General features: G+C 62.1%; 28 protein-coding genes. 14 read left to right on the top strand and 14 right to left on the bottom strand.

The window, feature by feature from the left end; genetic code table 11:
• Positions 1-9: 9 nt before the first annotated feature.
• Positions 10-1,515 (bottom strand): choline-sulfatase, encoded by a 1,506-nt coding sequence (gene betC / locus NA619_RS21155; RefSeq protein WP_255963790.1) that lies wholly within the window; start codon positions 1,513-1,515, stop codon positions 10-12.
• A 111-nt stretch (positions 1,516-1,626) separates the two neighbouring features.
• Between betC and NA619_RS21160 the strand changes: the two genes are divergently transcribed.
• Positions 1,627-2,547, top strand: a complete 921-nt coding sequence (locus NA619_RS21160) for a choline sulfate utilization transcriptional regulator (RefSeq protein ID WP_255963791.1) — start codon at positions 1,627-1,629, stop codon at positions 2,545-2,547.
• A 25-nt stretch (positions 2,548-2,572) separates the two neighbouring features.
• Here the strand turns inward: NA619_RS21160 and NA619_RS21165 are convergent, their stop codons facing one another.
• Positions 2,573-3,349, bottom strand: coding sequence for a ferredoxin--NADP reductase (locus NA619_RS21165; protein WP_255963792.1), 777 nt, complete (start codon positions 3,347-3,349; stop codon positions 2,573-2,575).
• A 273-nt stretch (positions 3,350-3,622) separates the two neighbouring features.
• On the opposite strand from NA619_RS21165, the gene NA619_RS21170 reads away from it, so the two are divergent.
• The 4 genes from NA619_RS21170 (at position 3,623) to NA619_RS21185 (ending at position 7,251) form a co-directional block, all read left to right on the top strand.
• The gene (locus NA619_RS21170) at positions 3,623-4,750 is read left to right on the top strand and encodes a methyltransferase (protein WP_255963793.1); all 1,128 of its coding nucleotides are present in this window, start codon (positions 3,623-3,625) and stop codon (positions 4,748-4,750) included.
• Positions 4,747-5,124 carry a MerR family transcriptional regulator gene (locus tag NA619_RS21175; RefSeq protein WP_255963794.1) on the top strand — a complete coding sequence of 126 codons (378 nt, stop codon included), beginning with the start codon at positions 4,747-4,749 and terminating at the stop codon, positions 5,122-5,124. Before NA619_RS21170 ends, NA619_RS21175 begins: the two co-directional genes overlap by 4 nt.
• 56 nt (positions 5,125-5,180) lie before the next feature.
• Positions 5,181-5,585 carry a carboxymuconolactone decarboxylase family protein gene (locus tag NA619_RS21180; protein WP_255963795.1) on the top strand — a complete coding sequence of 135 codons (405 nt, stop codon included), beginning with the start codon at positions 5,181-5,183 and terminating at the stop codon, positions 5,583-5,585.
• Positions 5,586-6,024: 439 nt separating this feature from the next.
• Positions 6,025-7,251: an MFS transporter gene (locus tag NA619_RS21185; RefSeq protein ID WP_255963796.1), complete on the top strand. Its 1,227-nt coding sequence runs from the start codon at positions 6,025-6,027 to the stop codon at positions 7,249-7,251.
• 109 nt (positions 7,252-7,360) lie between these two features.
• On the opposite strand, the gene NA619_RS21190 is transcribed toward NA619_RS21185, so the two are convergent.
• The 4 genes from NA619_RS21190 to NA619_RS21205 all read right to left on the bottom strand — a co-directional run bounded on the left by NA619_RS21190 (position 7,361) and on the right by NA619_RS21205 (position 11,904).
• Positions 7,361-9,565, bottom strand: coding sequence for a xanthine dehydrogenase family protein molybdopterin-binding subunit (locus tag NA619_RS21190; protein ID WP_255963797.1), 2,205 nt, complete (start codon positions 9,563-9,565; stop codon positions 7,361-7,363).
• Positions 9,562-10,548: an FAD binding domain-containing protein gene (locus tag NA619_RS21195; RefSeq protein WP_255963798.1), complete on the bottom strand. Its 987-nt coding sequence runs from the start codon at positions 10,546-10,548 to the stop codon at positions 9,562-9,564. Before NA619_RS21195 ends, NA619_RS21190 begins: the two co-directional genes overlap by 4 nt.
• Positions 10,545-11,078, bottom strand: a complete 534-nt coding sequence (locus NA619_RS21200) for a (2Fe-2S)-binding protein (RefSeq protein WP_255963800.1) — start codon at positions 11,076-11,078, stop codon at positions 10,545-10,547. The genes NA619_RS21195 and NA619_RS21200 overlap by 4 nt, the downstream gene beginning before the upstream one ends.
• A gap of 223 nt (positions 11,079-11,301) precedes the next feature.
• The gene (locus tag NA619_RS21205; protein ID WP_255963801.1) at positions 11,302-11,904 is read right to left on the bottom strand and encodes an NTP transferase domain-containing protein; all 603 of its coding nucleotides are present in this window, start codon (positions 11,902-11,904) and stop codon (positions 11,302-11,304) included.
• 333 nt (positions 11,905-12,237) lie between these two features.
• Here NA619_RS21205 and NA619_RS21210 point away from each other — a divergent pair, with 333 nt between their 5' ends.
• The 3 genes from NA619_RS21210 (at position 12,238) to NA619_RS21220 (ending at position 15,858) form a co-directional block, all read left to right on the top strand.
• Positions 12,238-13,533, top strand: a complete 1,296-nt coding sequence (locus tag NA619_RS21210; RefSeq protein ID WP_255963802.1) for an NCS2 family permease — start codon at positions 12,238-12,240, stop codon at positions 13,531-13,533.
• Positions 13,534-13,641: 108 nt separating this feature from the next.
• Positions 13,642-14,730, top strand: coding sequence for a tRNA (uridine(54)-C5)-methyltransferase TrmA (gene trmA, locus NA619_RS21215; RefSeq protein ID WP_255963803.1), 1,089 nt, complete (start codon positions 13,642-13,644; stop codon positions 14,728-14,730).
• Positions 14,731-15,072: 342 nt separating this feature from the next.
• A complete protein-coding gene (locus NA619_RS21220) occupies positions 15,073-15,858 on the top strand; it encodes a type IV pili methyl-accepting chemotaxis transducer N-terminal domain-containing protein (protein WP_255963804.1) in 786 nt (261 codons plus the stop codon).
• A 28-nt stretch (positions 15,859-15,886) separates the two neighbouring features.
• On the opposite strand, the gene NA619_RS21225 is transcribed toward NA619_RS21220, so the two are convergent.
• Positions 15,887-16,423 carry a DUF4345 domain-containing protein gene (locus tag NA619_RS21225; protein ID WP_255963805.1) on the bottom strand — a complete coding sequence of 179 codons (537 nt, stop codon included), beginning with the start codon at positions 16,421-16,423 and terminating at the stop codon, positions 15,887-15,889.
• Positions 16,424-16,594: 171 nt separating this feature from the next.
• On the opposite strand from NA619_RS21225, the gene NA619_RS21230 reads away from it, so the two are divergent.
• Both NA619_RS21230 and ypfJ read left to right on the top strand, forming a co-directional pair.
• Positions 16,595-17,029, top strand: coding sequence for a DUF411 domain-containing protein (locus NA619_RS21230; protein ID WP_255963806.1), 435 nt, complete (start codon positions 16,595-16,597; stop codon positions 17,027-17,029).
• An 89-nt stretch (positions 17,030-17,118) separates the two neighbouring features.
• Positions 17,119-17,979 carry a KPN_02809 family neutral zinc metallopeptidase gene (ypfJ, locus tag NA619_RS21235; RefSeq protein ID WP_255963807.1) on the top strand — a complete coding sequence of 287 codons (861 nt, stop codon included), beginning with the start codon at positions 17,119-17,121 and terminating at the stop codon, positions 17,977-17,979.
• Between the two features lie 3 nt (positions 17,980-17,982).
• On the opposite strand, the gene NA619_RS21240 is transcribed toward ypfJ, so the two are convergent.
• A complete protein-coding gene (locus tag NA619_RS21240; RefSeq protein ID WP_255963808.1) occupies positions 17,983-18,330 on the bottom strand; it encodes a hypothetical protein in 348 nt (115 codons plus the stop codon).
• A gap of 111 nt (positions 18,331-18,441) precedes the next feature.
• On the opposite strand from NA619_RS21240, the gene NA619_RS21245 reads away from it, so the two are divergent.
• The 4 genes from NA619_RS21245 (at position 18,442) to NA619_RS21260 (ending at position 21,576) form a co-directional block, all read left to right on the top strand.
• Positions 18,442-19,008: a DUF2796 domain-containing protein gene (locus NA619_RS21245; RefSeq protein WP_255963809.1), complete on the top strand. Its 567-nt coding sequence runs from the start codon at positions 18,442-18,444 to the stop codon at positions 19,006-19,008.
• A gap of 70 nt (positions 19,009-19,078) precedes the next feature.
• Positions 19,079-19,786, top strand: coding sequence for an ABC transporter ATP-binding protein (locus NA619_RS21250; RefSeq protein WP_255963810.1), 708 nt, complete (start codon positions 19,079-19,081; stop codon positions 19,784-19,786).
• A gap of 3 nt (positions 19,787-19,789) precedes the next feature.
• A complete protein-coding gene (locus NA619_RS21255; RefSeq protein ID WP_255963811.1) occupies positions 19,790-21,055 on the top strand; it encodes an ABC transporter permease in 1,266 nt (421 codons plus the stop codon).
• An 8-nt stretch (positions 21,056-21,063) separates the two neighbouring features.
• A complete protein-coding gene (locus tag NA619_RS21260) occupies positions 21,064-21,576 on the top strand; it encodes a DUF3299 domain-containing protein (protein ID WP_255963812.1) in 513 nt (170 codons plus the stop codon).
• 308 nt (positions 21,577-21,884) lie between these two features.
• Here NA619_RS21260 and NA619_RS21265 read toward each other — a convergent pair whose 3' ends face one another.
• The 6 genes from NA619_RS21265 to NA619_RS21290 are packed head-to-tail and all read right to left on the bottom strand — an operon-like array spanning position 21,885 to position 26,754.
• Positions 21,885-22,976 carry a tetratricopeptide repeat protein gene (locus NA619_RS21265; RefSeq protein ID WP_255963813.1) on the bottom strand — a complete coding sequence of 364 codons (1,092 nt, stop codon included), beginning with the start codon at positions 22,974-22,976 and terminating at the stop codon, positions 21,885-21,887.
• A 1-nt stretch (position 22,977) separates the two neighbouring features.
• Positions 22,978-23,679: an energy transducer TonB gene (locus NA619_RS21270; protein ID WP_255963814.1), complete on the bottom strand. Its 702-nt coding sequence runs from the start codon at positions 23,677-23,679 to the stop codon at positions 22,978-22,980.
• Complete coding sequence (locus NA619_RS21275; protein ID WP_255963815.1) at positions 23,679-24,092, bottom strand: ExbD/TolR family protein; 414 nt, start codon at positions 24,090-24,092, stop codon at positions 23,679-23,681. Before NA619_RS21275 ends, NA619_RS21270 begins: the two co-directional genes overlap by 1 nt.
• Positions 24,093-24,102: 10 nt before the next feature.
• Positions 24,103-24,648 carry a MotA/TolQ/ExbB proton channel family protein gene (locus tag NA619_RS21280; RefSeq protein ID WP_255963816.1) on the bottom strand — a complete coding sequence of 182 codons (546 nt, stop codon included), beginning with the start codon at positions 24,646-24,648 and terminating at the stop codon, positions 24,103-24,105.
• Positions 24,641-25,987: a MotA/TolQ/ExbB proton channel family protein gene (locus tag NA619_RS21285; protein WP_255963817.1), complete on the bottom strand. Its 1,347-nt coding sequence runs from the start codon at positions 25,985-25,987 to the stop codon at positions 24,641-24,643. The genes NA619_RS21280 and NA619_RS21285 overlap by 8 nt, the downstream gene beginning before the upstream one ends.
• Positions 25,984-26,754, bottom strand: a complete 771-nt coding sequence (locus tag NA619_RS21290; protein WP_255963818.1) for a DUF3450 domain-containing protein — start codon at positions 26,752-26,754, stop codon at positions 25,984-25,986. The genes NA619_RS21285 and NA619_RS21290 overlap by 4 nt, the downstream gene beginning before the upstream one ends.
• Positions 26,755-26,837: the final 83 nt, after the last annotated feature.

Raw genomic sequence — 26,837 nt, forward strand, 5'->3', positions numbered from 1 at the left:
GCTCCGCTATCAAGGTCGTGGGTAACGTGCCTTGCGCTCGAGATCGTCCAGGTCGATGTGGTTACGCATGTACTGCTGACTGGCATCGACCCAGGGTTGGTGATCCCAGCTGGTCAGCTTGCCGAGGCTCAGCGCTTCGCTGACCAGACGTCGCCGGCGCTGGCTGGCCAGCACCTGGTCATGAATGGCTGGGATATCCCAGCGCTGCCGGGCCTCGGCCTGGAAAGCGTCGGCCAGCCCCTGGTGATCCGGGGAGTTCATGAGGTTCTCGCGCTCAAGCGGATCGTTGGCCACATCGAACAACAGGCAGGGGTCCTGCTCCGAGTAAATGAATTTGTAGGCGCCGCGGCGGATCATCATCAGCGGGCTGGTGGTGCCTTCGGCCATGTATTCACCGATCACTTCGTCATGGCCCTCGTGGCCAGTCAGGTGTGGCAGCAGCGAGCGGCCATCGAGCGGCAGGTTGGTCTCCAGCGTGCCGCCCGCCAGCTCGACAAGCGTCGGTAACAGGTCGGCGGTCGACACCGAGGCGCCGACACGTGCCGGATCGATCCCAGGGGCTCGAATGATCAGCGGTACGCGGGCCGCCATCTCAAACCAGTGCATCTTGTACCAGAGGCCACGCTCGCCCAGCTGGTCACCGTGGTCACCGGAGAACACCACGATGGTGTCCTCGGTCAGGCCGCACGCTTCGAGCGTTTTCAGCAACTTGCCGACGTTGTCGTCGATGTAGCTGCAGGCGCCGAAATAGGCGCGACGGGCATCCTTGATCTTCTGCTCGGGCAGCGATTTGCCCCATAGGTCGATGACTTTGAGCAGGCGCTGCGAATGAGGGTCCTGCTCGTCCTGGGCGATGTGCTGGCGCGGCAGCGGGATGTCCTCGTCCTGGTAGCGGTTCCAGTACTCCTCTGGAATGGTGTAGGGATCGTGAGGATGAGTCATGGATACCGTCAGGCAGAACGGCTGAGCGCTATCGGAGCGGACGAAGTCGTAGAGGTACTGCTGCGCCTTGAACACCACCTCCTCATCGAAATCCATCTGGTTGGTTCGTACGCTGGGCCCGGCCTGCAGTACCGAGGACATATTGTGGTACCAGCTCAGGCGCAGGTCAGGATCGTCCCAGTTCACCGCCCAGCCATAGTCAGCCGGATAGATGTCGCTGGTCAGCCGCTCCTCGTAGCCATGCAGCTGGTCAGGCCCGCAGAAGTGCATCTTGCCGGACAGCGCCGTGTGATAACCGAGCCGCCGCAAGTAGTGCGCGTACGTCGGCACATCCGCAGGAAAGTCGGCGGCGTTGTCGTATGCACCGATCTTGCTCGGCAGTTGGCCACTGACCAGCGTGAAGCGGGACGGCGCGCAGAGCGGGCTGTTGCAATAAGCAGAGTCGAAGACCACACCGCTGGCGGCCAGCTGCGAGAGGTTCGGCAGTTTCATCGGGGAGGTCGAATCATGTATCGGAAGGATTGGCGCGGCCATCTGGTCGGCCATGATGAGCAGTATGTTGGGGCGCTTCATATGCGAATGGTCCATGACTGGTTTTTATGCGAGATTGGCTGCAACACAGTCTGGACCCTGTAACGCTGCGGTAAACCCGGCTGCAGCCTATGCCTAGGATAAGCACAGCTAATGCCAAACCGGCTCGATCAGATTCCCCTTGATGCGCTGCGGGTATTCGAATCCGCTGCGCGCCAGCAGAGCTTCACCGCAGCCGCGCTGGAGCTGGGTAGTACTCAATCGGCGATCAGCCAGCAGATCAAACGTTTGGAACAGCAACTGGCGGTCCGCCTGTTCGACCGTGTGTACCGTGGCATCGTCCTTACCGAGGCCGGCGAGCTGCTGTTCGGTTACGTGCAGCAAGGCCTAACGACGCTGGACACCGGTCTCGCGGCAGTCACCATGCAGCAGCAACATGAGGTTCTGCAGGTCGCTACCGATTTTGCCTTTGCCGCGTATTGGCTCATGCCACGCCTGGAGCGCTTCCATCAGGCCCATCCCGAAGTGGACGTCAGCCTGGTAACCAGCGAGCGCGGCCTGGGCGTTCTGCCGTCGGAAACCGATGTCGCCATCGTTTTCGGCGACGGTCGCTCCAAACATGGTGAGGCGCATCTGCTGTTTCACGAAGAGGTGTACCCCGTTTGCAGTCCGCTGCTGCTCAAGGAGCAACGGCCGCCCTTGCCGCCAACAGCACTGGCACGCCTGCCTTTGTTGCATTTGCGGCCGGAAAGCCGCTCACGGTGGTTCGACTGGAACGGCGTGTTTCGCGCGTTCGGCATCATCGAGACGCCCAGCTCGGGCATGCTTCGCTTCGACAACTACACGCTGCTGATCCAGGCGGCAATTGCCGGTCAGGGTGTCGCCATCGGTTGGCGTCATCTGGTCGACGACTTGATCGTTCAAGGCCTGCTCTGCTCCGTCTGCACTGAAAGCGTGCGGACTGACTACGGCTATTACGTGGTATTGCCGGAACGCAAACGCCGCCAGCGCCTGATCGAGTGCTTCGTGACCTGGTTGCAAGCTGAACTGGCAAATGACGGATTCGAGCAGTGAACTCCAGCCATCTGCACGAAGCTTTTCACCAGTAGTTCTCCACCGCTACCTGACCGGGCTTGCGGGTCAAGGCGAGATTCAGATTGCGGGTCTTGAGCAGGGTGCGGGTGTCTTCGATCATCTGCGGATTGCCGCAAAGCATGATGCGCGAGTGTTCGGACTCCAGCGCCAGACCTGCGGCGCGTTCCAACTCTTCGGTATCGAGCAGCGTGGTGATGCGACCATGCAGCGCCCCAGGGATTTCCTCGCGGGTAACCACCGGCAGGTAGGTCAGCTTGCTGCCCAGCCCTTCCAGATAGTCGCGCTGCGGCAGTTCGCGAATGAGGTCCTGATAGGCCAACTCGGATGCGGTGCGGGCGCTGTACACAAGGATGATCCGCTCGAAGCGCTGCCAGACTTCAAAGTCCTGCAGGATCGAGAGAAACGGCGCGATCCCCGTACCCGTGCCCAGCAGCCACAGATCGCGGCCATCGATGAAGCGATCGAGTGTGAGAAAGCCGAAGGCCTGCTTGTCCACCAGCAGCTCATCGCCAGGCTTCAGGCGACTCAACTCACTGGTGAATTCACCGTCCGGCACCACGATGGAGAAGAAGTCGAGAAACTCATCATGGGGCGCCGAGACCATCGAATAAGCACGCCACACAATGCTGCCGCTGGGTTTGCGCACGCCGAGGCGGGCGAACTGGCCAGCGGTGAAACGGAAACCGGGGTCGCGCGTCGTGCGCAGCGTGAACAGGCTGGGGGTCAGCGTCTGAACATCGAGCAGACGCTGGCGGGTGAACTTCTCTTCGCTGACGGTCATACTTCGCTCCCTTCGTAAATTCTGCGGATTCGAGAGTTACCAGGCTCTGGTAAACGTAAGCGAGGCAGGCAATGCACCGTAAAAAGAGCAGGCTCGTACTAGCTTGGATGGAGAGCATGGACGCAGTTCGTTCGCCCTCTGGATGCGCCGAAGCGCGTTAATCGCAAGCGCCAATTTGAGGCTGTCTTCAGTGCAGCACTGCCAACACCGGTAGTTTTCACGGCCTGGCCCCTTGATACTCCTTTCCGACGCCCACAAACACCGCCAGTTCTTATGCCTATTCTCGAATCGCCCTACGCCCGCCTCGACCTGATCCGCCAGCCCGAACAGCCCAACGAGCCGCTGCAAGCGTTCGATGCCGCGGATGAATACCTGCTGGCGCAGCTTCATGAGCAAGGTTTGCCCACCGGCAGCCGTGTGCTGGTGCTCAACGACAGCTTCGGCGCGCTCGCCTGCGCGCTGGCCCAGCATGCACTGGTGTTCAGCAGTGGTGACTCCCATCTCGCACACCTGGCGCTCAAGAAGAATTTGCAACGCAACGGTCTTCCGAGTGACGCGGTGACTTTCATCCCGGCCAGCGAGGCCGCGCAGGGGCCGTTCGACCGGGTGCTGATTCGCGTGCCCAAGACCCTCGCGTTGCTGGAGGAGCAACTGATCCGCCTGCACGGCCAACTCGCGCCGGGTGCTCAGGTGATCGCCGCCGCCATGATCAAGCACCTGCCGAGGGCTGCCGGCGATTTGCTGGAAAAGTACATCGGACCGGTGCAGGCCTCGCTGGCGGTGAAGAAGGCTCGGCTGTTGACCGCGACTCCGAGCGAAAAGCCGGCCCCGCGCTCGCCATATCCGACACGCTACCGTCTGGATCAGCCAGGCCTGGAACTCGTCAACCACGCCAACCTGTTCTGCCGTGAAGACCTCGACATCGGCACTCGCGCCTTTCTTCCGCACCTGCCCAAGGCGCTCGGCACTCTGCGCGCGGCGGATCTGGGCTGTGGTAACGGCGTGCTCGGCATCGTCTATGCGCTGAGCAACCCGCAGGCGCAGCTGACCCTGGTGGATGAGAGCTACATGGCAGTGCAATCGGCACGGGAGAACTGGCAGGCGATTCTTGGAGATCGTCCAACGGATATCCGCGCGGGTGATGGGCTCGCCGAGCAGCCGATGGACTCGCTGGATCTCGTGCTGTGCAATCCGCCCTTTCATCAGCAACAGGTGGTGGGCGATTTTCTCGCCTGGCGGATGTTCACCCAGGCCAAAACGGCACTGGCCAAGGGTGGCGAACTATGGATCGTCGGCAATCGCCATCTGGGCTATCACCTCAAGCTCAAGCGTCTGTTCGGCAAAGTCGAACAGGTCGCCGCAACACCGAAGTTCGTGATTCTGCGGGCCATCAAGCCATGAGCGAGGCCGCCGCTGGGATGCGCGTTCAGCAGTTTGCGGCCCGTACCGGCCTGTCCGCGGACACCCTGCGTTACTACGAGAAGATCGGTCTGCTGCGCCACGTCAAACGGGATGCCAGTGGCCACAGAGTCTACGGTTCACGCGATCTTGAGTGGGTCGGCTTCGTCCTACGCCTGAAGGACACCGGCATGCCGTTGGAGGACATCATCCGCTACGCCGATCTGCGCGAACGTGGCGACTCGACGCTGATGGCGCGCCAGGCGCTACTCGAAATCCATGCCGCAACGCTGCAGCTACGACTGGAGCGTGACCGCGATCACCTCGACGCGCTGCAGGCAAAGATCGAGATCTACCGGCAGCAAACGAGCGCTTGACCTGGAGTGCACTCCAAGCCGCAGCCTCTTCCTCTACCCAATCGAGAGGAACGCTCATGTCCGCATCCATCCGCTATACCGAAGGCCTGGCCAAACTCGAACAGATCGACGGTGAAGCCGGCCGCAAGGTCATCGCCAGCCTGCAGGCCATCGCACCCGATCTCGCGCGTTACGTCATCGAATTTCCGTTCGGCGATATCTACCAGCGCCCCGGACTGGACCTTCCCCAACGCGAGCTCGCCACGGTGGCGGCGCTGACAGCGCTCGGGCATTGCCAACCACAGCTGGCGGTACACATTCATGGGGCGCTTAACGTTGGCTGCAAGCCGGAGCAGATCATCGAAGTGATCATCCAGATGGCCGTCTATGCCGGTTTTCCTGCAGCATTGAACGGTATGGCGACCGCCAAGGCGGTGTTTGCCGAGCGCGGGCTGTTGCCTGACATGAAACCCGATGCCTGATTGCGTACGCACGGCGCCTCACCGCCATAGCTATCAACACTGGTCAACGGTGGGCTAAAGCCCACCCTACGGGAAAAGCCAACGCGTATTTTTCTTCGTAGGGTGGGCTTCAGATTGATCGACTCCTTGTACGGACGCGACCGTTCACGGCCGGTGCCCGCGTAGGATGGCGTTGAGCGAAGTGATACCCATCTGACCTTGGGGCACCGATGGGTATCGCAGGCTCAACCCATCCTACTGCTGGTTCGGTAGGGGCGAATTCATTCGCCGTTGATCCTAGAACGTGGGCGAACAAGTTCGCCCCTACATGTGGGTGCGCGTGCATCAAGGGGGTCGTGAATTGCCTCGTTAACGTTTCGGTCGCCCCCCCTGCAACCGGACATGAGCGTTACTGCAGCTGCATGCTAATCTGCCCGACCGCCCTCCTTGCGCCTGCCTGATGTCCACACACGCCAAGCTGCTGTTGCGCCACCAACGCCCCTTCATCAAGTTCTGGTTCGCCCGTGTACTCACCGCCAGTGGCTTCCAGATGCTGGCCGTGGCGATCGGCTGGCACATGTACGAACTGACCGGCAGCGTGCTGGACCTCGGACTGGTCGGGCTGGCGGAATTCTTCCCACGGCTGCTGTTCATTCTCTGGACCGGACACGTCGCCGATCGCTTCGACAGAAGACGGGTCGCTGCACTGTGTCAGGGCCTGCAGGGGTTGATCGCACTGGCGCTGGTGCTCGGCGCCGGTGGGCTGGGCGTGACAAGGGAGATGATCTTCGTGCTGGCGTTTCTGCTGGGCACTGCACGCGCGTTCGAGGGGCCGGCGACCCAGGCGTTATTGCCCAGCCTTGTGCCGACCCAGTTGTTTCCCGCTGCGGTCGCGGCTTCATCATCCGCCATGCAGACAGCCACCATCGTCGCGCCCGCGCTCGGCGGGTTGCTCTTCGCCATCGGCCCGCTATGGGTCTACGGGCCGGTCGCGCTGCTCTTCGCCCTCGCCTGCGGCCTGATGCTCAGCCTGCCGAAGCGTCCTGCTCCGCCGAAGCAGACCGGCCCTGCGATGGACAATCTGCTCGCTGGCATGCGCTTCATCCGAAGCCGACCGGACATTTTTGGCGCCATCTCTCTGGACATGTTCGCGGTGCTGCTTGGCGGCGCCACCGCGCTGTTGCCAGTGTTCGCCAAGGACATATTACTCACCGGCCCTTCAGGTCTCGGGCTGCTGCGTTCAGCGCCCGCCGTGGGTGCGTTGTTGATGTCGTTCTGGTTGGCGCGTTACCCGATCAATCGGCGGGTCGGCCGGGTCATGTTCGCGGCCGTCGGCGTCTTTGGCCTGGCAACCATAGCCTTCGGCCTGTCCACCTCGTTCTGGCTGTCGATGGGTGTGCTGGTGGTGCTGGGCGCTGCGGACATGATCAGCATGGTGATTCGCGGCGCCTTCGTGCAGCTGGAGACGCCCGACGCCATGCGCGGCCGCGTGAGTGCGGTCAACGGATTGTTTATCGGGGCTTCCAATCAGCTCGGCGAATTCGAATCCGGCCTGACCGCGCACTGGTTCGGCACCGTGCCGGCCGTGGTAATCGGAGGCGTCGGTACGCTGATAATCACCGGCGCCTGGATGAAGCTGTTCCCGACGCTGGCCAATCGTGACCAGCTGCATCGGGATTTGGATTAGCGGTTTCGGTGGAAGACGCTTCGCGGTCTTCCACCCTACGCCCGCACACTCGAAAGTCGCGCACTCGTAGGGTGGAAAACGGCAACGCCTTTTCCACGCGCTCCGTCTGTTACAACAACTTATCCATGGTGATCGGCAAATCGCGCACGCGCTTGCCGGTGGCATGGAAGATCGCGTTGGCCACGGCCGCGCCTACGCCGACGATGCCAATTTCGCCGACACCCTTGGAGCCGAGCGCGTTGACGATCTCGTCCTTCTCCTCCACGAAGATCACGTCGATCTCGCCAATATCGGCATTCACCGGAACGTGGTACTCGGACAGGTTGTGGTTCATGTAACGACCGAGGTTGTGGTCGATCATGGTTTCCTCGTGCAGTGCCTGGCCGATGCCCCACACCACACCGCCGACGATCTGATTACCAGCGGTCTTGGGATTGACCACGCGCCCGGCGGCCACCGCACTGACCACTCGGCTGACTTTCACCGTGCCCAAGGACTCATCCACGCGAACCTCGACGAAGATCGCCGAATGAGTCGCAGTGGAATAGTCGTTGCGCTTCTCGCCAGGCTCGGCGCTGACCTCCGCTTCCACCAGACCGGTCACCGCGACGATCTGTGACAGCTCGACGCCATTTTCCGGCGACGCCTTCAGCCGCATCTGACCGTCGGCAAATTCCACATCCTCAAGCTTGGCGCCCGTAAAAGGCGAGACGGGCGACTGCTGGGCCGCATCCAGTAATTTCTGCTGCAACCCCTCGCAGGCCTTTTGCACCGCCGTACCTACGGATGAAACGGTAAAAGACCCGCCCTCCAGCGGCGCCTTCGACAAGCTCGAATCACCCAGACGAAACTCCACCTGCTCCATCGGCAGCCCCATGGCCGCGGCAGCGATCTGCGTCATCACCGTGTAGGTACCGGTGCCGATATCGGAGGTTGCGCTGCTGACGATCAGACGCCCATCCGGCTCCATGCAGGCCTTGGCGGCGGCAGGCATTTGCATGGCCTCCCATACACCGGTGGCCATGCCCCAGCCGATCAACTGATTGCCGTCGCGCATGGAGCGCGGCTCCATCGTGCGACGCGACCAGCCGAAGCGCTCTGCACCCTGCTCGTAGCACTGACGCAACTCCTTGCTGGAGTACGGCTTGTCTTCGTTGGCGTTGCGATCGGAATAGTTGGCCAGACGCAATTGCACAGGGTCGATGCCGGCAGCGTAGGCCAGCTCATCCATGGCGCTTTCCAGCGCGTATACGCCGATGGTTGCCCCCGGTGCTCGCATGTCCAGCGGGGTGTAGACGTCCAGCGGGACCAGCTGGTACTCCAGCCGCACGTTCGGGCATTTGTAGAGCATGCCGGACCACTCCACCTCATGTTCGGTGAAGTCTTCGAAGCGCGAAGTCTGGCCGATCGCCTGGTGGGTAATCGCCTGCAGCTCACCACTGGCATTTGCGCCAATCGACAAGCGCTGCACGGTGCGTGGGCGGTAGCCGAAGGTGAACATCTGCTGGCGTTTGAGCGTCACGCGTACCGAGCGCTTGAGCTTTAGCGCGGCCATTACGGCCAGCGTCAGCTGATATTGGGGCCGCAGCCCCGAACCGAAGGCACCACCGACGAAGGGCGAGAGGATGCGGATCTTGCCCTCCATGTCGAATACGCCTTCGAGATAGCGCATGCAGTTCTGCACGCCCTGGGTCTTGTCGTAGATCTCCAGGTTGCCTTCGGGAAAGTAGTGAACGGTGGACGCGTGCGGCTCCATCGGATTGTGGTGCTCGACCGGCGTGGTGTATTGCACGTCAACCTTGTACTGGGCGCTGGCCAGGGCGCCGTCCGCATCGCCACGCGGCTCCGGCAGTTCGGCCGGCGCCTTGTGCATGGTTTGGAGCTGATCGAGCAGGTCGGTGTGGTGCGGCTCGCGATCATATTCGACGCGAACCAGGCTGCCGGCATAGCGCGCCAGCTCCAGATTCTCAGCGACGACCAGAGCGATTGGCTGACCACTGTAGAGAATGCGGTCGTTGAACAGCGGACGGAACGGCGAGCCATCGGCGGCATCGTCGTCCTCATAGGGCTCGTCGTAGCTGGCAATGGGCGGACGGTTCTGATGGGTCAGCACCAGCGCGACACCGGGCACGGCTTCCGCCGCGCTGGCATCGATGCTGATGATCCGCCCACGAGCGATGCTGCTGTTGACCACACTGCCGTAGAGCAGGCCGGGGACGTCAAATTCAGCCGCATAGTGCGCTTGGCCGGTGACCTTCTTGGGGCCGTCGACGCGATTCAGGGGCTGACCGAAAGGGGAAGTGGCGGGTTTCATTGAGCGGCTCCTTTGGCAGCGTCGGTCAGGGCACGAACAATGGCGCGCCGGCCCAGTTCGATCTTGAAGGCGTTGTGTTCGAAGCCGCTGGCACCCTCGAGCAGGATGTCTGCTGCGGCGGTAAACGCGGACTCGTCAGCGGGCTTGCCAACAAGCGCCGCCTCCGCGTCAGCCTTGCGCCAGGGCTTGTGCGCCACGCCACCCATGGCGATGCGGGCACTGCGTATGTTGCTGCCGTCCATCTCAAGTGCAACGGCGACCGAAATAAGCGCAAAGGCGTAGGACGCACGATCACGTATTTTGAGATAGCTGCTATGTGCGGAGAAATCCTGCGGTGGCAGCTCGACGGCGGTGATCAGCTCGCCGTCCATCAGCGTGTTGTCGCGCTCTGGGGCATCCCCTGGCAGCCGATGGAAGTCGGCGAAAGCGATCCGCCGCTCACCCTGCGGACCCTGCACATGCACCACGGCATCGAGTGCAGCCATGGCGACGCACATGTCGGAGGGGTGCACGGCGATGCAGGCGTCGCTGTGCCCGAGGATCGCATGGATGCGATTGAGGCCATCGCGGGCGGAGCAACCGCTGCCCGGCTCGCGTTTGTTGCACGGCGTGGTGCTGTCATAGAAGTAGTAACAACGGGTGCGCTGCAAAAGATTGCCGCCAGTGGTCGCCATATTGCGCAGCTGTGGCGAGGCACCTGCCAGGATCGCCTGAGACAGCAACGGATACCGCTGCTCAACCAGGGGATGCCAGGCCAGATCCGCATTGCTGACCAACGCACCGATGCGCAGGCCTCCGTTGGCGGTTGTTTCGATATCCGCCAGTGGCAACCGAGAGATGTCGATCAGCTGTGAAGGACGGGTGACGTTTTCCTTCATCAGATCGAGCAGGTTGGTGCCGCCGGCAATGTAGCGGCTGTCGGGTCGAAACTGACCGATCGCCTCTTCAACGCTGCTCGGGCGGGCATAGCTGAACGGGTTCATGGCGTCACCTCCTTCGCACCGGCCAGGCGCTCGCGGGTTTCAGCCGTGGCATCCTCGATGGCCGCAACAATGTTCGGGTAGGCGCCGCAGCGGCAGACGTTGCCGCTCATCTGTTCGCGCAGGTCGTCACGGGTCTGGGCTCGCCCTTCGGCGACCATCCCAACGGCTGAGCAGATCTGGCCCGGGGTGCAGTAGCCGCACTGAAACGCATCGTGTTTGACGAAAGCGGCCTGCATGGGATGCAGTTCTTCGCCCTGCGCCAGCCCTTCGATGGTGGTCAACTCGGCGCCGTCGTGCATTACGGCAAGGGTCAGGCAGCTGTTGATGCGCTTACCGTTGAGCAGCACCGTGCAGGCACCGCACTGGCCATGGTCACAGCCTTTCTTGGTGCCGGTCAGGTGCAGCTGTTCGCGCAGCAGATCGAGCAGAGTGGTCCAGGGATAGACTTCGACTTCGCGGCGCTCGCCGTTCAGTTGAAGCGTGATGGAACAGGCGGCAATCCCACCTGCAGCGGTAGACGTTTCGCTCATGACAGCCTCACGGTTTGGGGGGCTTCGGATGCCTGTTCTATGCAGGATCGCCGAAGACCTCAGGCATTTGGATGCGCTTTCCGTGCGCCTAGGGGTACGACTGCCAGGGCGGAAAAATCGTTCAGCCGGCGTGCTGGAAGGCTTCTCGTGCTAGAGGTGGCAGTGCAGTCAATCGACGGATCTGGCATCGGCCTGCCTCGAGGACGAGCAACAGAGCGGCCGATCAGGCAGGACGACGGTCCTCGGGACGGTCGATATCCTCCAGCACCCCTGCGTCATCCACCGGGACCTCGATCACTGACGGGTCGCCGAAAAGAGCCTGTGCACCCCGCTCGCCCGCCATTGCCAGCAGCTGTGCGCTGTGAGCACTGCCGATGCCTCGAGGGTGGCCGCGTTGCCCATCGTGAAGCGGCGCCACGAGCCGCTCGGGCTGAATCTCGGACGCAATCCGGCGGACGGTATCGGGTCGGATGTAGGGCATGTCGCCCAGCGCCACCAGCCAGCCGCGGCTAGCCGGATACCGGGCAACGGCCTGCGCCAGGCTATGGCCGAGGCCATTCGTGCGCACCGTAAACACCTCCGCGCCGAATCGGTCGGCCTGCTGATCCAGCCAGCTGCGCAATGCGAAATTGTCTTCACGAGTGACGACGACCAGCCGCTCGGTTACGCCAGCCAGCGCCGCGAGCGTCGCGGCCAGCACTTCGGGTGCGCCGGGGGCATCACGGCTGGTGGCCAGCAGTTTGTCTTCGTCAACCCGCTCGCGGTACCGGCTGCCCTGACCGGCTGCCAGCACCAGCGAACAGACGCCAACAATCGGCTCAGGCATGGCAATGCTCCGTCGTGCGTACGTCGCCTGAATAAGCACCATTATTGCAAAGCAGCGGCTCTCGTCTGGATCGGTGGTCATGCTTTCCTCAGGCATGCGGCCGGGACGCGTGGATGCGCCCCACAAGCCATCTGGACCGGCGTAGACGCACAATGTCGCTGCGCCAGCAAACCAGAACCGGCGGGTCAGCCTAATCAAATTCAACCCGGTAAGGCGACGGTGTAAGATGCGCGGCTTTTGCGGGCATCGCCCGAATAAGCTTTGCTGTAGCTAGCGAGTCCTCCACAGAGACAACCCCCAACGCACCAACGACCGGCAAGAAGAGGAATCACCATGCTGGAGAAGCTGTTCCAACTCAAGGCGCACAACACCACGCCGCGCACCGAGATCCTCGCCGGACTCACCACGTTTCTGACGATGGCCTACATCCTCTTCGTCAACCCAAGCATCCTGGCCGAGACCGGCATGGATCACGGCGCTGTGTTCGTCGCCACCTGCCTGGCGGCCGCCATCGGCTCTGCGATCATGGGCCTGGTCGCCAACTACCCGATCGCGCTGGCACCGGGCATGGGGCTGAACGCTTTCTTTACCTACACCGTGGTCCTGACCATGGGCTACACCTGGCAGACCGCGCTGGGTGCGGTATTTCTCTCGGGTGCGATCTTCTTTCTCTTGTCGATCTTCAAGATTCGCGAGTGGATCATCCACAGCATTCCGCTGGCGCTGCGTTCGGGCATCGCGGCGGGTATCGGCCTGTTCCTGGCGATCATCGCCCTTAAGAATGCCGGGATCGTGGTCGACAACCCGGCCACGCTGGTAGGCCTTGGCGATCTCACTGCCGGCGGCCCGCTGCTGGCCTGCCTGGGCTTCTTCCTGATCGCTGCACTGGCCTACCGCAAGGTCACTGGCGCCGTCATGATCGGCATTCTGGTTGTCACCGGGCTCTCGATCCTGCTCGGCCTGTCCGAGCTCAACGGTGTCGTATCGATGCCGCCTTCGCTGGTCCCAACGCTCATGGAACTGGACATCATGGGCGCGCTGGACATCGGTCTGATCAGCGTGATCTTTGCCTTTCTGTTCGTCGACCTGTTCGATACGTCCGGCACCCTGATCGGCGTCGCGCAGAAGGCCAACCTGCTGGACAAGGACGGCCGCATGCCACGCCTGGGCCGCGCGCTGCTGGCTGACAGCACCGCAACCATGGCCGGCGCCGCCCTCGGCACCTCGACCACCACCAGCTACATCGAATCTGCAGCGGGTATCAGCGCCGGTGGCCGCACCGGTCTGACCGCCTGCGTGGTCGCGCTGCTGTTCCTGCTCAGCCTGTTCTTCGCCCCCCTGGCTGGCGCCATACCAGCCTACGCCACCGCGCCGGCACTGCTGTTCGTAGCGGTGCTGATGATGAGCAGCCTGGCCAATATCGACTGGGAAGACCTCACCGTCGCCGCGCCGGTGGCCATCGCCGCGCTGGCTATGCCGCTGACCTTCTCCATCGCCAACGGCATCGCCTTCGGCTTCATCGCCTGGACCGCTATCAAGCTGCTCGCCGGACGCTGGCGCGACCTGAGCCCGGCGATGTGGATCCTGTCGATCCTGTTCGTCATCAAGCTCGGCTGGTTCGCCGGCTGACGTCGTAGGGTGGATGACGCTTCATCCATCCACCAGATCGCATAGCAAGGTGGATCAGCTGCGCGCCCCGATCCACCCTACGATTCACCTACCACTCCAAGAGTCTTCATGAGCGCTCCGCAATTCGACCCCGCCACCTACGATGCCCAACTAGCTAAGAAAGCCGCCCGGCTGGTGGAACTGCTGGCGCCATTCGATGCGCCAGCGCCAGAGGTTTTCGACTCGCCGCGGGAGCATTACCGGCTGCGCACCGAATTCCGCCTGTGGCGTGAGGACGGACAGCGCCACTACGCGATGTTCGCGCAGGGCGACAAGCACACGCCCATCCTGATCGACGAATTCCCCATCGCCAGCCGCCGTATCAATGAGCTGATGCCGCTGCTTAAGACCGCCTGGCAAGCCAGCGAGACCCTGAGTTTCAAACTGTTCCAGGTCGAATTCCTGACCACGCTTTCCGGCGACGCACTGATCACCCTCGCCTACCATCGCCCGCTGGACGATGCCTGGCAGGCCGAAGCCGAGCAGCTGGCTGCAACCCTAGGCGCCAGCATCGTCGGCCGCTCCAAAGGCAAGCGCATCGTCATCGGCCGCGACTACGTGACCGAGCAGCTGACCGTTGCCGGCCGCACCTTCAGCTACCGGCAACCTGAAGGCGCCTTCACTCAGCCCAACGGCGACGTGTGCCAGAAGATGTTGAACTGGGCGTATGACGTCCTTGGCGAGCGCAGCGACGATCTGCTCGAGCTGTATTGCGGCAACGGCAACTTCACCCTGCCCCTGGCGACCCGAGTGCCCAAGGTGCTGGCCACCGAAATCAGCAAATCCTCGGTGAATGCGGCGCTGGCCAACCTGGATGACAACGGCATCGACAATGTCACTCTGGTTCGACTTTCCGCCGAGGAGCTGACCCAGGCACTGAACGAGGTTCGCCCCTTTCGCCGTCTGGCCGGCATCGACCTCAAGAGTTACAACTTCGGCAGCGTTTTCGTCGACCCGCCCCGCGCCGGCATGGACCCGGACACCTGCGAGCTGACCCGCCGCTTCGAACGCATCCTCTACATTTCCTGCAACCCCGAAACTCTGGCCGCGAACATCGCCCAGTTGCAAGACACCCACCGCATCGAGCGCTGCGCGCTGTTCGACCAGTTTCCCTACACCCATCACATGGAGTCGGGTGTGCTGCTGGTGCGGCGCTGACAGGTGCTGTGCTGTCGCCGGCTTCTACCAGCGTGCCGGCGCAGCGATGAAGCCCTTTCACGACGGCAATCACGTCGAACAATAAGCCTGCTCGATCTCGCCATGCCCAGATCGGTGGGTTAGGACTCTTTGGCGTCGGCGGCAACCTCAGAAGCTCTAGCCCGCCGCTCACGTGTCGGTCCGGGCGCCTTGAAGCCTATCGACACCCACGGTTTCTGTGCGCGAACGCCCAACCGCAAAATTTCCCGGCTCGACTTTGACCATCATCAAGGGTCGCAGCGGGATGCGCACTATCGTCGCCCCGCCCGTTGACCGGATGGTCAACTCAGACGAGGAGCGACCATGTCCAGAACCCCCATTTGCGCTTCGCTGCTGTTAGCGCTGCTCATGACCAGCATCAGCGGTCACGCTGCCATCAGCGATGCAGAGGCCATCAACCGTGCCGGTATGCAGCGCATGCTTGGCCAGCGAATCGCCAGAAGCTACCTGATGATCGGCACCGACACGCGTGTCGAGCAGGCGGCCAGTCAGTTGGACAGCAGCATCGCGAGCGTTGAGGAAAACACCCAGCTGCTTGAGGGCTACGCGCCGAACGACAGTGTTCGTAAGTTACTGAACAGCGCCAGCGAGACATGGCACCAATACCGTCATTTGGCGTTGAGCAAGCCCGATGCCGAGCATTCCATCGAAGTGCTGCGCCTGTCCGAGCGCTTTCTGGCTCAGAGCGAAGCCCTGGTCCAGGCAATCGAGCGCCATAGCGGCAATCAGGCCGCTGGCCTGGTAAACCGCAGCGGGCGTCAACGTATGCTCAGCCAACGCATCGCCATGCTTTATCTGGCCATGGCGTGGAAGCTGCCGGATGCTCAGCTGCACAGTCAATTCGATGAAGCCGTGGCCGAATTCGAGCGCGGCCTGGATGAGCTACGCAAGGCGCCGCAAAACACCGAGTCGGTGGTACGTCAGCTCGAGCAGGTCACCGCACAATGGCGTTTCGCCCGGGCAGGTTTCGATCTGGCAGAGAACTCACAGTACGTCCCCACCGTCATCGTCACGACCAGCGACTCGCTGCTGCGCAAGATGGAGCAACTGACTGAGGACTATAAGCGCTTGGCAGACGAGACCCACTAACGGGCAGAGGGCGATTGCGATCTTCGAGTCAGGCGCCAGGGTCGCCGCGACGGAAAGGTTGCGGCACGGCATCCACCGATGGCTCGGCATCCGGTGGGGTATTACCGACCTGGAACGGCTTCGGCGGTTCGCTGACCAAGCGGCGGGCGGCGGGCTCGATCCGTTCGGGCTCAGGCGCGGGACGCTCGCGGATCATCATCAATGCGGCGCCGGCCAGCACGGCAGCCAGGATTCGGTAGGCCAGCGAAACCAGATCGAATCCGATCAGTTCACCGCCGTCGAGCCACATTGAGCCAAGCCGACCGGCGACGAGAGCCAACATGGTGATAACCAGCATCACCAGTGCCGCCCTTGCTCGATCCGGAGCCCTTACTGCCCATATCAGAAATAGCGCCAGCCCCAGCTGTAATCCACCGTAATAGACGCGCATATGGCTGACCGAAGCCGTTTCCATCAACAGCATCCCGTTCAGGTTGGCCATCTCGTAGGGGCGTAGCCAGTAGGCAAGGCTGAAGCCGATCATGATTACGGCCTGTAAGACCAGAACGAAACGGGCAAAACGCATCGAAAGCTCCCCTGATTGCGGCTCCGCACCACCATGGATATGCGACCGAACCAACTGCCATTGGTTCGCTTCCCACCATCGTGAGAGCGCTTGTGACATCCGTTCACATCGCGGCGCTTGGGCCGGTACAGCCATGGGGATATGCTGCGCGCATCACTCGGAGGAACCGCCATGCGCCGTCTGTTAATCGCCACTGCCTTGTTCGCCGGACTCGCCCAAGCCGCCGAGCCCATTGCCATCGATGTACATCGCGACGCCAACTGCGGCTGCTGCAAGGCCTGGATCGAGCATCTGGAAACCAACGGCTTCCAGGTGAATGACCACGTCGAAGCCGACATGGCTGCCGTCAAGACACGGCTTGGCGTCCCCCACAGTCTGGGGTCCTGCCACACCGGCGTCATTGACGGAAAGTTTGTCGAAGGCCACGTGCCGGCATCGGACATCCTCAAGTTGCGCGCTCAACCTGACCTGATCGGTGCAGCCGTTCCGGGCATGCCGATGGGCTCGCCGGGAATGGAAATGGGTGACCGCAAGGATGCCTATAACGTGATCGCCGTAGGTCGTGAGGGCAAGCAGTCCGTCATGACGGAATATCCGGCGGATTGATGCAACAGACGAAACGCCCGATACCGCTTTGAATTTGCATCCCGTAGCGCAGGTCTGACCAGAACGATAACTGGCAGAAGGATTCAGGCATGCGTTGGAAGAAGGGTCGTCGCAGTGACAATGTGGTGGATGCCCGCGGACGTAGCGGCGGCATTGGCGGCGGGCGCCTGAGCCTGGCGGGCGTTGCCATTGTGGTAGTGATCGGGCTGCTGTCCGGGCAGGACCCGATGCAGATCCTGGGTCAGCTGGCTAACCAATCCGGACAGGCACCGACGCAACAGAGCAGCGCACCCGCGAACGGGGACGACCCGCAGGTGGCTTTCGTACAGTCGATTCTCGGTGATACCGAAGACACCTGGCGTGCATTGTTTCAGCAGTCGGGCGAGCAATACCGGGACCCGAAACTGGTGTTGTTCCGCGGTGGCGTCAATTCAGCCTGCGGATTCGCCAGCTCCGCAACGGGCCCGTTCTACTGTCCGGGCGATCGCCAGGTCTATCTCGACCTCCAGTTCTTCGATGAAATGGCCAACCGCTTCTCGGTCGCCGGGGACTTTGCCCAGGCCTACGTCATCGCTCATGAAGTGGGTCATCATGTCCAAACCCTGCTCGGTGTCTCTCAGCAAATGCAGTCAGCGCGTCAGCGCGGCGCCAAGATGGAAGGAGATAACGGCCTGCTGGTTCGCCAGGAATTGCAAGCCGACTGCTTCGCCGGCGTCTGGGCCTATCACGCGCAGCAGCGCCACGACTGGCTCGAAGAAGGCGATCTGGAACAGGCGCTCAAGGCGGCTAATGCCATCGGCGATGATCATCTGCAGAAGCAGAGCCAGGGCCGCGTAGTACCGGACGCTTTCACCCACGGCACCTCAGCGCAGCGGGTAAAGTGGTTCCGTACCGGCTTCGAAAGTGGTGAGCCCGCACGTTGCGACACCTTCCAGGCCAGTAGTCTTTAGCGCTTAGCTCGTTTCTGCGATCCAGCTGTAGATTGGCGCGTCAGCGTCGCTCCGTACCTTGACTTGGGCGCTGTGGCGCAGGCGTACCAAAAGCCGTTTGCCGGCCGCAGCGCTGCCGCTCAGTGTTTCCAGCTCGGCGAGCAGCTGCGGGCCGTCCATGCTTCCCGCGTCCTTCAGTACCTCCTGGGCACCGACCCATAGCGAGTCCGCGCTTTCAGCAACGGTTGCCGGGGCGGCCTGCGCGCTAGCACTCAACGGTAGCTGTTTCGCCAGCTGCGCCCAGTCTTGGTCGTCCATTTTGATACTGAGATCGACTGGCCATTCACCGATCTGCCCACGAATTCGAATCATCGTCACCCTCCTGAAATGCCATCAGCAATGCTCCCATGCTGCCCGCAGACTGGCCAGCGCCCCGCAACCTTTGTTATAACGTAACTAACTTAAAGCACGCCGGAGTTCACCATGCGCAGTCTGCTGCTCGCTCTACCCTTTGCTTTGCTTCCAGGCTTCGTCCAAGCCGCCGAACACCACGACCATGATCATGACCACTCGCACGATAGCCTTGACGCGCACGAACACGGCGCAGCCGAGCTGGACGCCGCGCTGGATGGCGCAAAGCTGGAAATTGAACTGCGCAGCCCGGCAATGAACCTGGTGGGCTTCGAACATGCACCGAGCAGCGAAGCGGATAAGCGCAAGATTGCCGATGCACATAAGCAACTGGAGCAGCCCGACAGGCTATTCGGACTGACACCCGCGGCAGGCTGCACATTGGCGGAAACCGAGCTTGAGAGCCCGCTGTTCGAAAGCGACGAGCATGAACATGAAGAGGATCATGCCAGTCAGCACAGCGAGATCCATGCGCACTACCATTTCGACTGCGCGACGCCTCAGGCACTTACGGGGCTCGACCTGCAGGGTTTGTTCAAGACCTTTCCAGGCACCGAGAAAATCCAGGCACAGCTGATCGGCCCGAACGGTCAACGCGGTGCACAGCTCAGCGCCACGCAGCCTAGCGCAGAGTTCTGATCTATCCGCTGTCTGCCGCCGCCTGGCCCAACGCAGTAAACTCCCCGGCTCGCCTGACACGGATTCACTGATGACCGCACCGCTGCTTGAGCTTCATCAACTGGGTTTCGCCTGGCCCGGCCAGGCCGAGCTGCTCGACATTCCCAGCTTCGCCCTCGCGCAAAACCAGAGCCTGTTCCTCAAGGGGCCGTCCGGTAGCGGCAAGACCACCCTTCTAGGCCTGATCGGCGGTGTGCAGAAAGCCCAGCGTGGCACGGTTCGCCTGCTGGGTACGGACCTGGGGGCGCTTTCGGCCGGTGCACGCGACCGCTTTCGGGTCGATCACACCGGCTACATCTTCCAGCAGTTCAATCTGCTGCCTTTTTTGTCGGTGGCCGAGAACGTCGGATTGCCTTGCCACTTTTCGAAATCCCGCGCAGCGCGCGCTTGTCAGCGCCATGGCAGCGTTGCCGAGGCAACGACGCGTCTGCTGGCGCATCTTGGAATACCCAGCGAACTGCTTGATCGGCGCGCCGAAGCCCTGTCGATCGGCCAGCAACAACGCGTCGCTGCGGCCCGTGCGCTGATCGGCCAGCCAGAGCTGGTGATTGCCGACGAGCCCACCTCGGCGCTCGACGCCGACAGTCGGGAGGCCTTCCTGCAACTGCTGTTCGCCGAATGTCGCGAGGCAGGTTCGAGCCTGCTGTTCGTGAGCCACGATCAGAGCCTGGCGCCCCTCTTTGACCGCAGCCTTTCGCTGGCGGAGCTGAATCGCGCCGCCCGCGCACCGGAGATTTAGGCCATGTATCTGTTGCGCCTGGCCTTGGCGAGCCTGAACAACCGCCGCTTCACCGCCCTGCTCACGGTCTTCGCCATAGCGCTATCGGTGTGCCTGTTGCTTGCTGTAGAACGCGTGCGAACCGAAGCCCGAGCCAGCTTCGCCAGCACGATAAGCGGTACCGACCTTATCGTCGGCGCCCGCTCCGGCTCGGTGAACCTGCTGCTGTACTCGGTTTTCAGGATTGGCAACGCCACGAACAATATCCGTTGGGACAGTTTCGAACATTTCTCCAACCACCCGCGCGTCAGTTGGGCCATACCCATTTCGCTGGGCGACTCGCACCGCGGCTATCGCGTGATGGGCACCAGCGAGGCGTATTTCGAGCACTTCCGCTACGGCCGTAAGCAACCTTTACAGTTGGCTGATGGCCGCCCTTTTGCCGAGGACCCGTTCGAAGTGGTACTGGGCGCCGAGGTGGCGCAAGCGCTGAGTTACAAGCTGGGCGATGAACTGGTGCTGGCCCACGGCGTTGCCATGGTCAGCCTGGTCAAGCATGACGACAAGCCCTTCCGCGTGGTGGGCATCCTCAAGCGCACCGGCACGCCGGTGGATCGCACGCTGCACATCAACCTGGCGGGCATGGAAGCGCTGCACATCGATTGGCAGAACGGTATGCCAGCCCGTGGCGCAGCCCGCATCGACGCCGAACAGGCGCGACAGATGGACCTGCAACCCGCACAGATCACCGCGTTCCTGCTTGGTTTGAACAGCAAGATCGCGACCTTCTCCCTGCAGCGGGACATCAATCAGTACCGCGGCGAACCACTACTGGCGATCCTCCCGGGCGTTGCACTGCAGGAACTCTGGAGCCTGATGGGCACGGCGGAAAAGGCACTGTTCGTAGTGTCTCTTTTCGTCGTACTGACGGGACTTATCGGAATGCTGACCGCGATCCTCACGAGCCTCAACGAGCGTCGACGTGAAATGGCGATCCTGCGCTCGGTTGGCGCTCGTCCCTGGCACATCGCCGGGCTGTTGATACTCGAAGCGTTCAGCCTGGCCCTGGCTGGCGTCCTGTTTGGATTGCTGCTGTTGTATGTTGCCATCGCCGCCGCACAAGGGCCGCTGCAGAGCGGCTACGGGCTCTACCTACCGCTGGCCCTGCCCAGTACCTATGAGTGGTCCCTGCTTGGAGGCATACTGCTTGCCGGGTTGCTGATGGGCAGCGTGCCGGCCTGGCGCGCTTACCGGCAGTCCCTGGCCGACGGCCTGTCGATCAGATTATGAGGAATGCCATGTCTCGCCTGTTGTTTGCCGCGCTGCTCGCCCTGGCGATGCCTTTCGCAACTGCCGATGTTCGCGAACTGCAATGGTCGGACCTCATCCCGCCGGACGCCCCACCCCCACCGCCACCGATGGCGATTCACGACATGTCGCAACTGGCAGACGCGCTCGCCTCCGAAGCAGGCCCTGCCGCCGCTCAGCAATCCCCAGCCGAGCCGGTGGTCAAAGAACTCGACGGCGTTCAGGCCAAGCTGCCTGGCTACATCGTGCCGCTGGACATGAGCGAAGACGGCCGGGTCACCGAGTTCCTGCTCGTGCCCTACTTCGGCGCCTGCATCCATGTGCCGCCGCCACCGTCCAACCAGATCGTCCATGCCACCAGCGAACTGGGCGTCAAAGTGGAAGAGCTGTACCAGCCCTTCTGGATCGAAGGCCCGATATCCATCGAGCACACCAGCAGCGAGCTGGCTGAAGCGGGTTACAGCATGGAAGCGCAGAAGATCTATCTGTACGAGCTTGAGTAGCCTGAGGAAAGGCTGACAGACAGGAGCGTGGCTCTCCTGCCCGCTCGACATCTTCCGGCCGCTCCGGCCAACCTTGCCCCCTGATCAGGCCTTGCGTTCCCCGCGTTCAGCCAGTTAGCCGCGTGGGTTTATCCGATTACAGTCTCCGGCCGAATTAGCTCCTCTGACGGGCCGGTCTACGATCGCAGGCCCATAAACAAAAAAACCCCGCCGTAATGGCGGGTTTTTTTGTTCGTGCAGCCAGACACTGCGCTACTCAATGGCTAATCGCGAGCGGCAGTGCGGCTTCTAAAGCAAGGCAATTTCGCTCAACGAGTGCTGGCAACCTGGCGCTGACGCTCGAAGCTCAACTCGCCTTCAGCCCATTCACGCCACGCCCGCACCTTGCGACGCTCTGCGCCTGCGCGCTCGGCCTGCTGCAGCGCATCAAGACCAGCCTGCCAATGCGCTTGCTCGAGCTCCAGCTGTGCAACATTCAACCAGAACTTGGCGTTGCCGGACTGCGTCGCCAGATTCCGGTAGATCTGAGCCGCTTCCGACCGCTCCCGCGCTTGCCACCACAGCATGCCCAAGCGCTCACGTCGTGTGGCGTCACCGGACAACAGGCGTGAATCGAGCAGGCCCTGCAACAACTTTGCGCCCTGCCAGGGCTGACCAGCAGCACCAGCCAGCAGCACCAGATTATCCAGCTCGGCCTCGCTGAAACTCAGCCCCTTGGCATGTGCCGCACGCAGGGTCGCAAGCGCTTTATCTTCGTCGCCCGCCATCTGCTGCAGCCCGGCCAACTGGCGCCAGCTCTTGGCTTGATCCGGATGACGCGCCAGCAGTCTGCTCTGCCAGCGCTCGGCAGTCTCGTAGCGCTTGAGCTCGGCATTACCAGCGACAAGGAATTGCAGCCAGGTATCCGCAGCGTTGGGGTTGGCCTGGACGTAGCGCTCCGCCAGTGGCAACGCCTTGCTGTGCTGCCCAAGCCCCTGATAGGCCTGGACCAGCATCTGTAACACCTCTTCACTGGCCTGGGCAGGCGAGCCCAACAGGCTGACGACCTTTGCGTATCGGCGTTCGATCAGATTGAGCTTGGCCAGATTGAGTCGCTCATTCGCCAGTATCGACTCGTCCAGCTTGCCGCTGGCTACCGCTCTATCGAGTAGCTCGAGCGCCTGTCGATTATTGCCTTCTGCCCAGGCCAGATAAGCGCGGCTGCGCCATAGCAACGCTTCTTCGGCGCTGCCCGGCTTGGCCTCGGCTTGTTTGAGTGCCCGGTGCGCAGCGCCGTAGTCGCCTTTTTCCTGAGCGCTTTGGGCGCGCTCCAATGCCTTGAATACAGCTGGATCGATACTCTGCGCAGCATGAGCGGATACAGCGAACAACAACGAGATCAGCAACAGCAAACGGGGCATGTCAGCGTTCTCCTTGCAGGCGGAAGTGCAGGGTTTTAACGGCTTCGCGTGATACCGCAGCACCGTTTTCGGTACGCGGCGCAAAGCGCCAGCGAGAGGCAGCGCGGCGAGCTTCGCGGTCGAACACATTAGACGGTGATGCTTCCATCACCCGGATGTTTTCGACCTTGCCGGCAGCTGTAATGGTGAAAGCAAGCTTGATATGACCCTCGATGCCCCGTTGACGAGCCCGATAGGGATATTCGGGACGGACATCATTGAGCGGCATGACTTCTTGCTCGGGGCCAGACTGGGACGCCGTCTCGGCTTCCGATGGCGCAGCCGGTGCCGCTGGGGCGGACGCGGCAGTCACGCCGGCGAGGCTGGGCGCTGGCGCACTGGCGACCGATACACCGGTATCGATGTTCGGTAGCGGAAGATCGAGCTTGGGCAGATTGGCGCTTGGGCTGGCCATGCTGGGCGTCGGCGGGGTGGGTGTCTGAGGCGTCTTCGGCTGTGGCGGTTGGGGTGCCTGCTGCCGCGAGCGTGTCGAAGTACTCTCTTGGCTGTTGTCCATGCGCACGAAGTTGGCGATGGCCACCGGATCATCGGTGACCTCGCTGCGCGGCGGATTGACCATGCTCAGCATCAAGGCAAAAAGCAGCAGCGCCACCACGCAGGCGGCGACAAAGGACAACCCGACGCGGGTCAGTCCACGAACCATCACTGCGCTCCCGAACTGGCGGCGAGCGCCACGTCCTGGACGCCGGCCAGGCGTGCCTGATCCATGACCTGGACCACGAGCCCGGTGCGGGCATCCTCATCGGCCTGAACCACGACAGCCCCCTCGGGCTGATCCACACGCATACGTTCGACATGGGCACGCACGCTACGGACGTCGACGGTCTGCTTGTCGATCCAGACCTGTCCATCCGCAGTCACCGCAATCAGGATGTTGCCCTTGTCCTGGGCGCTAGCAGTATCGGCCTGGGGCCGCTGAACCTCGACACCGGACTCCTTGATAAAGGAGCTGGTGACGATGAAAAAGATCAGCATGATGAAGACCACATCAAGCATCGGCGTCAGGTCGATGCCGGTGTCTTCTTCCTGCTGGTAATGGTGACGACGCATACGCATCCGTTAATCCTCAATCGTGACGCAGCTGGTCAGCCAGCCGGTCGAGAGCCTGGCGTGAAATACGTTCGAGACGCGCCAGGCTGAACAGTCCAGTAATGGCCAGCACCATGCCAGCCATGGTCGGCAGGGTCGCCTGCCAGACGCCCGCGGCCATGCCACGGGGGTTGCCGGTGCCGTTGAGCGCCAGCACATCGAAAACCGCGATCATGCCGCTGACGGTGCCAAGCAGGCCTAGCAGCGGATACATCGCCACCAGCGTCTTGCTCATTCGCAGCGGGCCGGTCAATTGCTGCTGGGCTTGGGCAAGCCAGGCACTGCGAACCGCACGTTGCCAGCTGCCAGTGTCGCTGCCCAGTTGGGTCCACGCCTGGCGACGTGCGTCTACCCAACGCGGAAACACCCGCCGCATGAACCAGAGCCGTTCGAATACCATTGTCCAATAGAGCACGCACAGCGCCGCCAGCGCCCACATAACGGCGCCACCCGCGGCCATGAAGTCGAGCAGCGCATAGGCGCTGTCGACCAGGCTCAGCCAGCGCACATGCAGATCAGTCACGACGTGGCGTCCCCGACAGGTGAAGAGCGATCAGACCGGCGCTTTGCTGCTCGAGTAGCTGAATTAGCGACTTGCTACGGCTGGCCAGCAGGCTGTGCAGGAACAGCAGCGGGATCGCCACCACCAGACCCAGCACAGTGGTGACCAAGGCTTGCGAGATGCCGTCCGCCATCAGGCGCGAATCGCCGCCGCCGCTCTGAGTGATCGCCTGGAACGTCACGATCATGCCCGTCACGGTACCCAGCAGGCCTAGCAGTGGCGCAACGGCGCTGAGCAGCTTGAGGAGGGGCTGGCCGCGTTCAAGTGGCGGCGTCTCTTGCAAAATCGCCTCGTCGAGCCTCAGCTCCAAGGTTTCAAGATCTGACAGTTGAGGCTTGGGACCAAGCACACCGATGATGCGCCCAAGGGGGTTATCGTCACGCGGCTGATTGATCTCGCGAACCTGCCGATTGACCGCGCGGCTGACACCCGCCAGATACACCATGCGCCAGATCGCGAGCAGCAGACCAATGGCACCCAGGACAAGAATGACCCAGCCGACCAGTCCACCCTGCTGAATCCGATCCCACAGCTGCGGCTGGCGCTGCAACTGAGCCAGTAAAGAGCCGCGGCTTGGATCGATCGGCAGAGTGGACAGCGCGTCATTGCTGCTCAGGTAGTCGCTGACCATCCCCACCCCTGCGGGCTGGCGGCTAGGCGTCACTAACTGGCGGGTATCACTGTCGTAGCGAAGGAAGTTGTCATCGGTGAAGACTGAGAAGTTGCCGACACGCAGCACTGACTGCTCGCTACGCTGACCGTCGACACCCACTACCGGCAGCTCGACGCGCTGGACTTGTCCACTGGCGGTAAGGTCTTCCAGCAGCGTCATCCAGAAGCTGTCCAGATCCTCTGCGGAGGGCAGTGTGCGGCTTTCGGCCAGCGCTTTGAGGCGCTGAAGCCGCTCCGGATACTGCGCATTAAGCAGATTGTCCTGCCACTGGCCGGCAATGTCGCCGGCACTCTGGCGAACTACGCCGAAGAGTTCTCCGAGATGACCGACTCGTTGCGCCAGGAGCTTCTCCTGTTCTGCCAGCTCGGCTTCCTGGCTATCAAACTCGGCTTTCAGGCGTTCGGCTTCGGCCTTCTGCTGCTCAAGCGCGGTGTTTGCCCGCGCTAGCAGCTGAGCCTGTTCACTGCGGTTCTGGATGAATGCCTGCTCCCGCGATTGCATGGCGCCTACTTCAGCAGCCCGTTCGCTGCGGATCCGTTGCAGCAACTGCTCGGGACTCAAGGGTTCGGCCGCCTGGACGAATGCAGGCAGCACGCCCATGAGCAGCAACGTCAGCAAACGATTCATTGGACAGCCTCCTTGGCCAAAGTCTTCACTGGCAATTCAAGCCAGGTAGGCGCCTGCTGTTGTCGGGCAATCGCGATCGCCTTGGTAATTGGACGACGGGCACTGCCGTCCAGGACTTCCCAAGTCCTAGCCTGCGGGTTCCACCATCCGCTCTCGTGAGCATCGAGGGTCTGGTAATAGAGCATGGTGCGGCCGAGCCGCAGGAATTCGACGCTGCGGCTGCCCCCCTCAGCGGGAAGCTCACCGCGCCAGGCTTCCAGGGTACGGCCATAGTCACTCTCGATCTGATAAGCCTCGAGGATGCGACGATATTTTTCAGCCAGGCTGACATCAGCGCGCGCCTGCATGTCCTGCAGACTGGCCAGGCGATCAGCTCTTTCATCAGGAAGGAAAGGCAGATCTGCTGCGATGAACTCTTCAAGCACTTCGATCATGCGACCCATCTGGGGCGCAACAGCTTCCTGGGTGCGCTCGATACTATCCAGCTGACGCTGAAAACCATCCAGTTCCTTACGCTGCGCTGCGGTGAGCTCGGTCAGCTGCTCGTTGTAGGCTTCAAGCGCCTCTGCCTGCTGCACTGCATTGCGGTAATCATTGAGCATCTGCCTGGTTGCGTCATCGAGCTGATCGATACGCGCCTGTGAGGCCTTGGCTTCGGCAGCCAGTCGCTGGCTTTCATCCAGGGCGGCATCAAGTGGAGCAGCTTGTAATGGCAGGCATAACAACAAAAGCACGCTTGCCAGCAAGCGAGTCGGGTACAGATTCATGCGGAGCGGACCCTCAGTTCACAGCAGCTTTTAAAGCGTTACGTTATAACACTTTCTGATCTATGTCGCAGTCACGAGGAGAT

This window comes from Stutzerimonas stutzeri, assembly GCF_024448895.1.
GTDB classification, from domain to species: Bacteria; Pseudomonadota; Gammaproteobacteria; order Pseudomonadales; family Pseudomonadaceae; genus Stutzerimonas; species Stutzerimonas stutzeri_Q.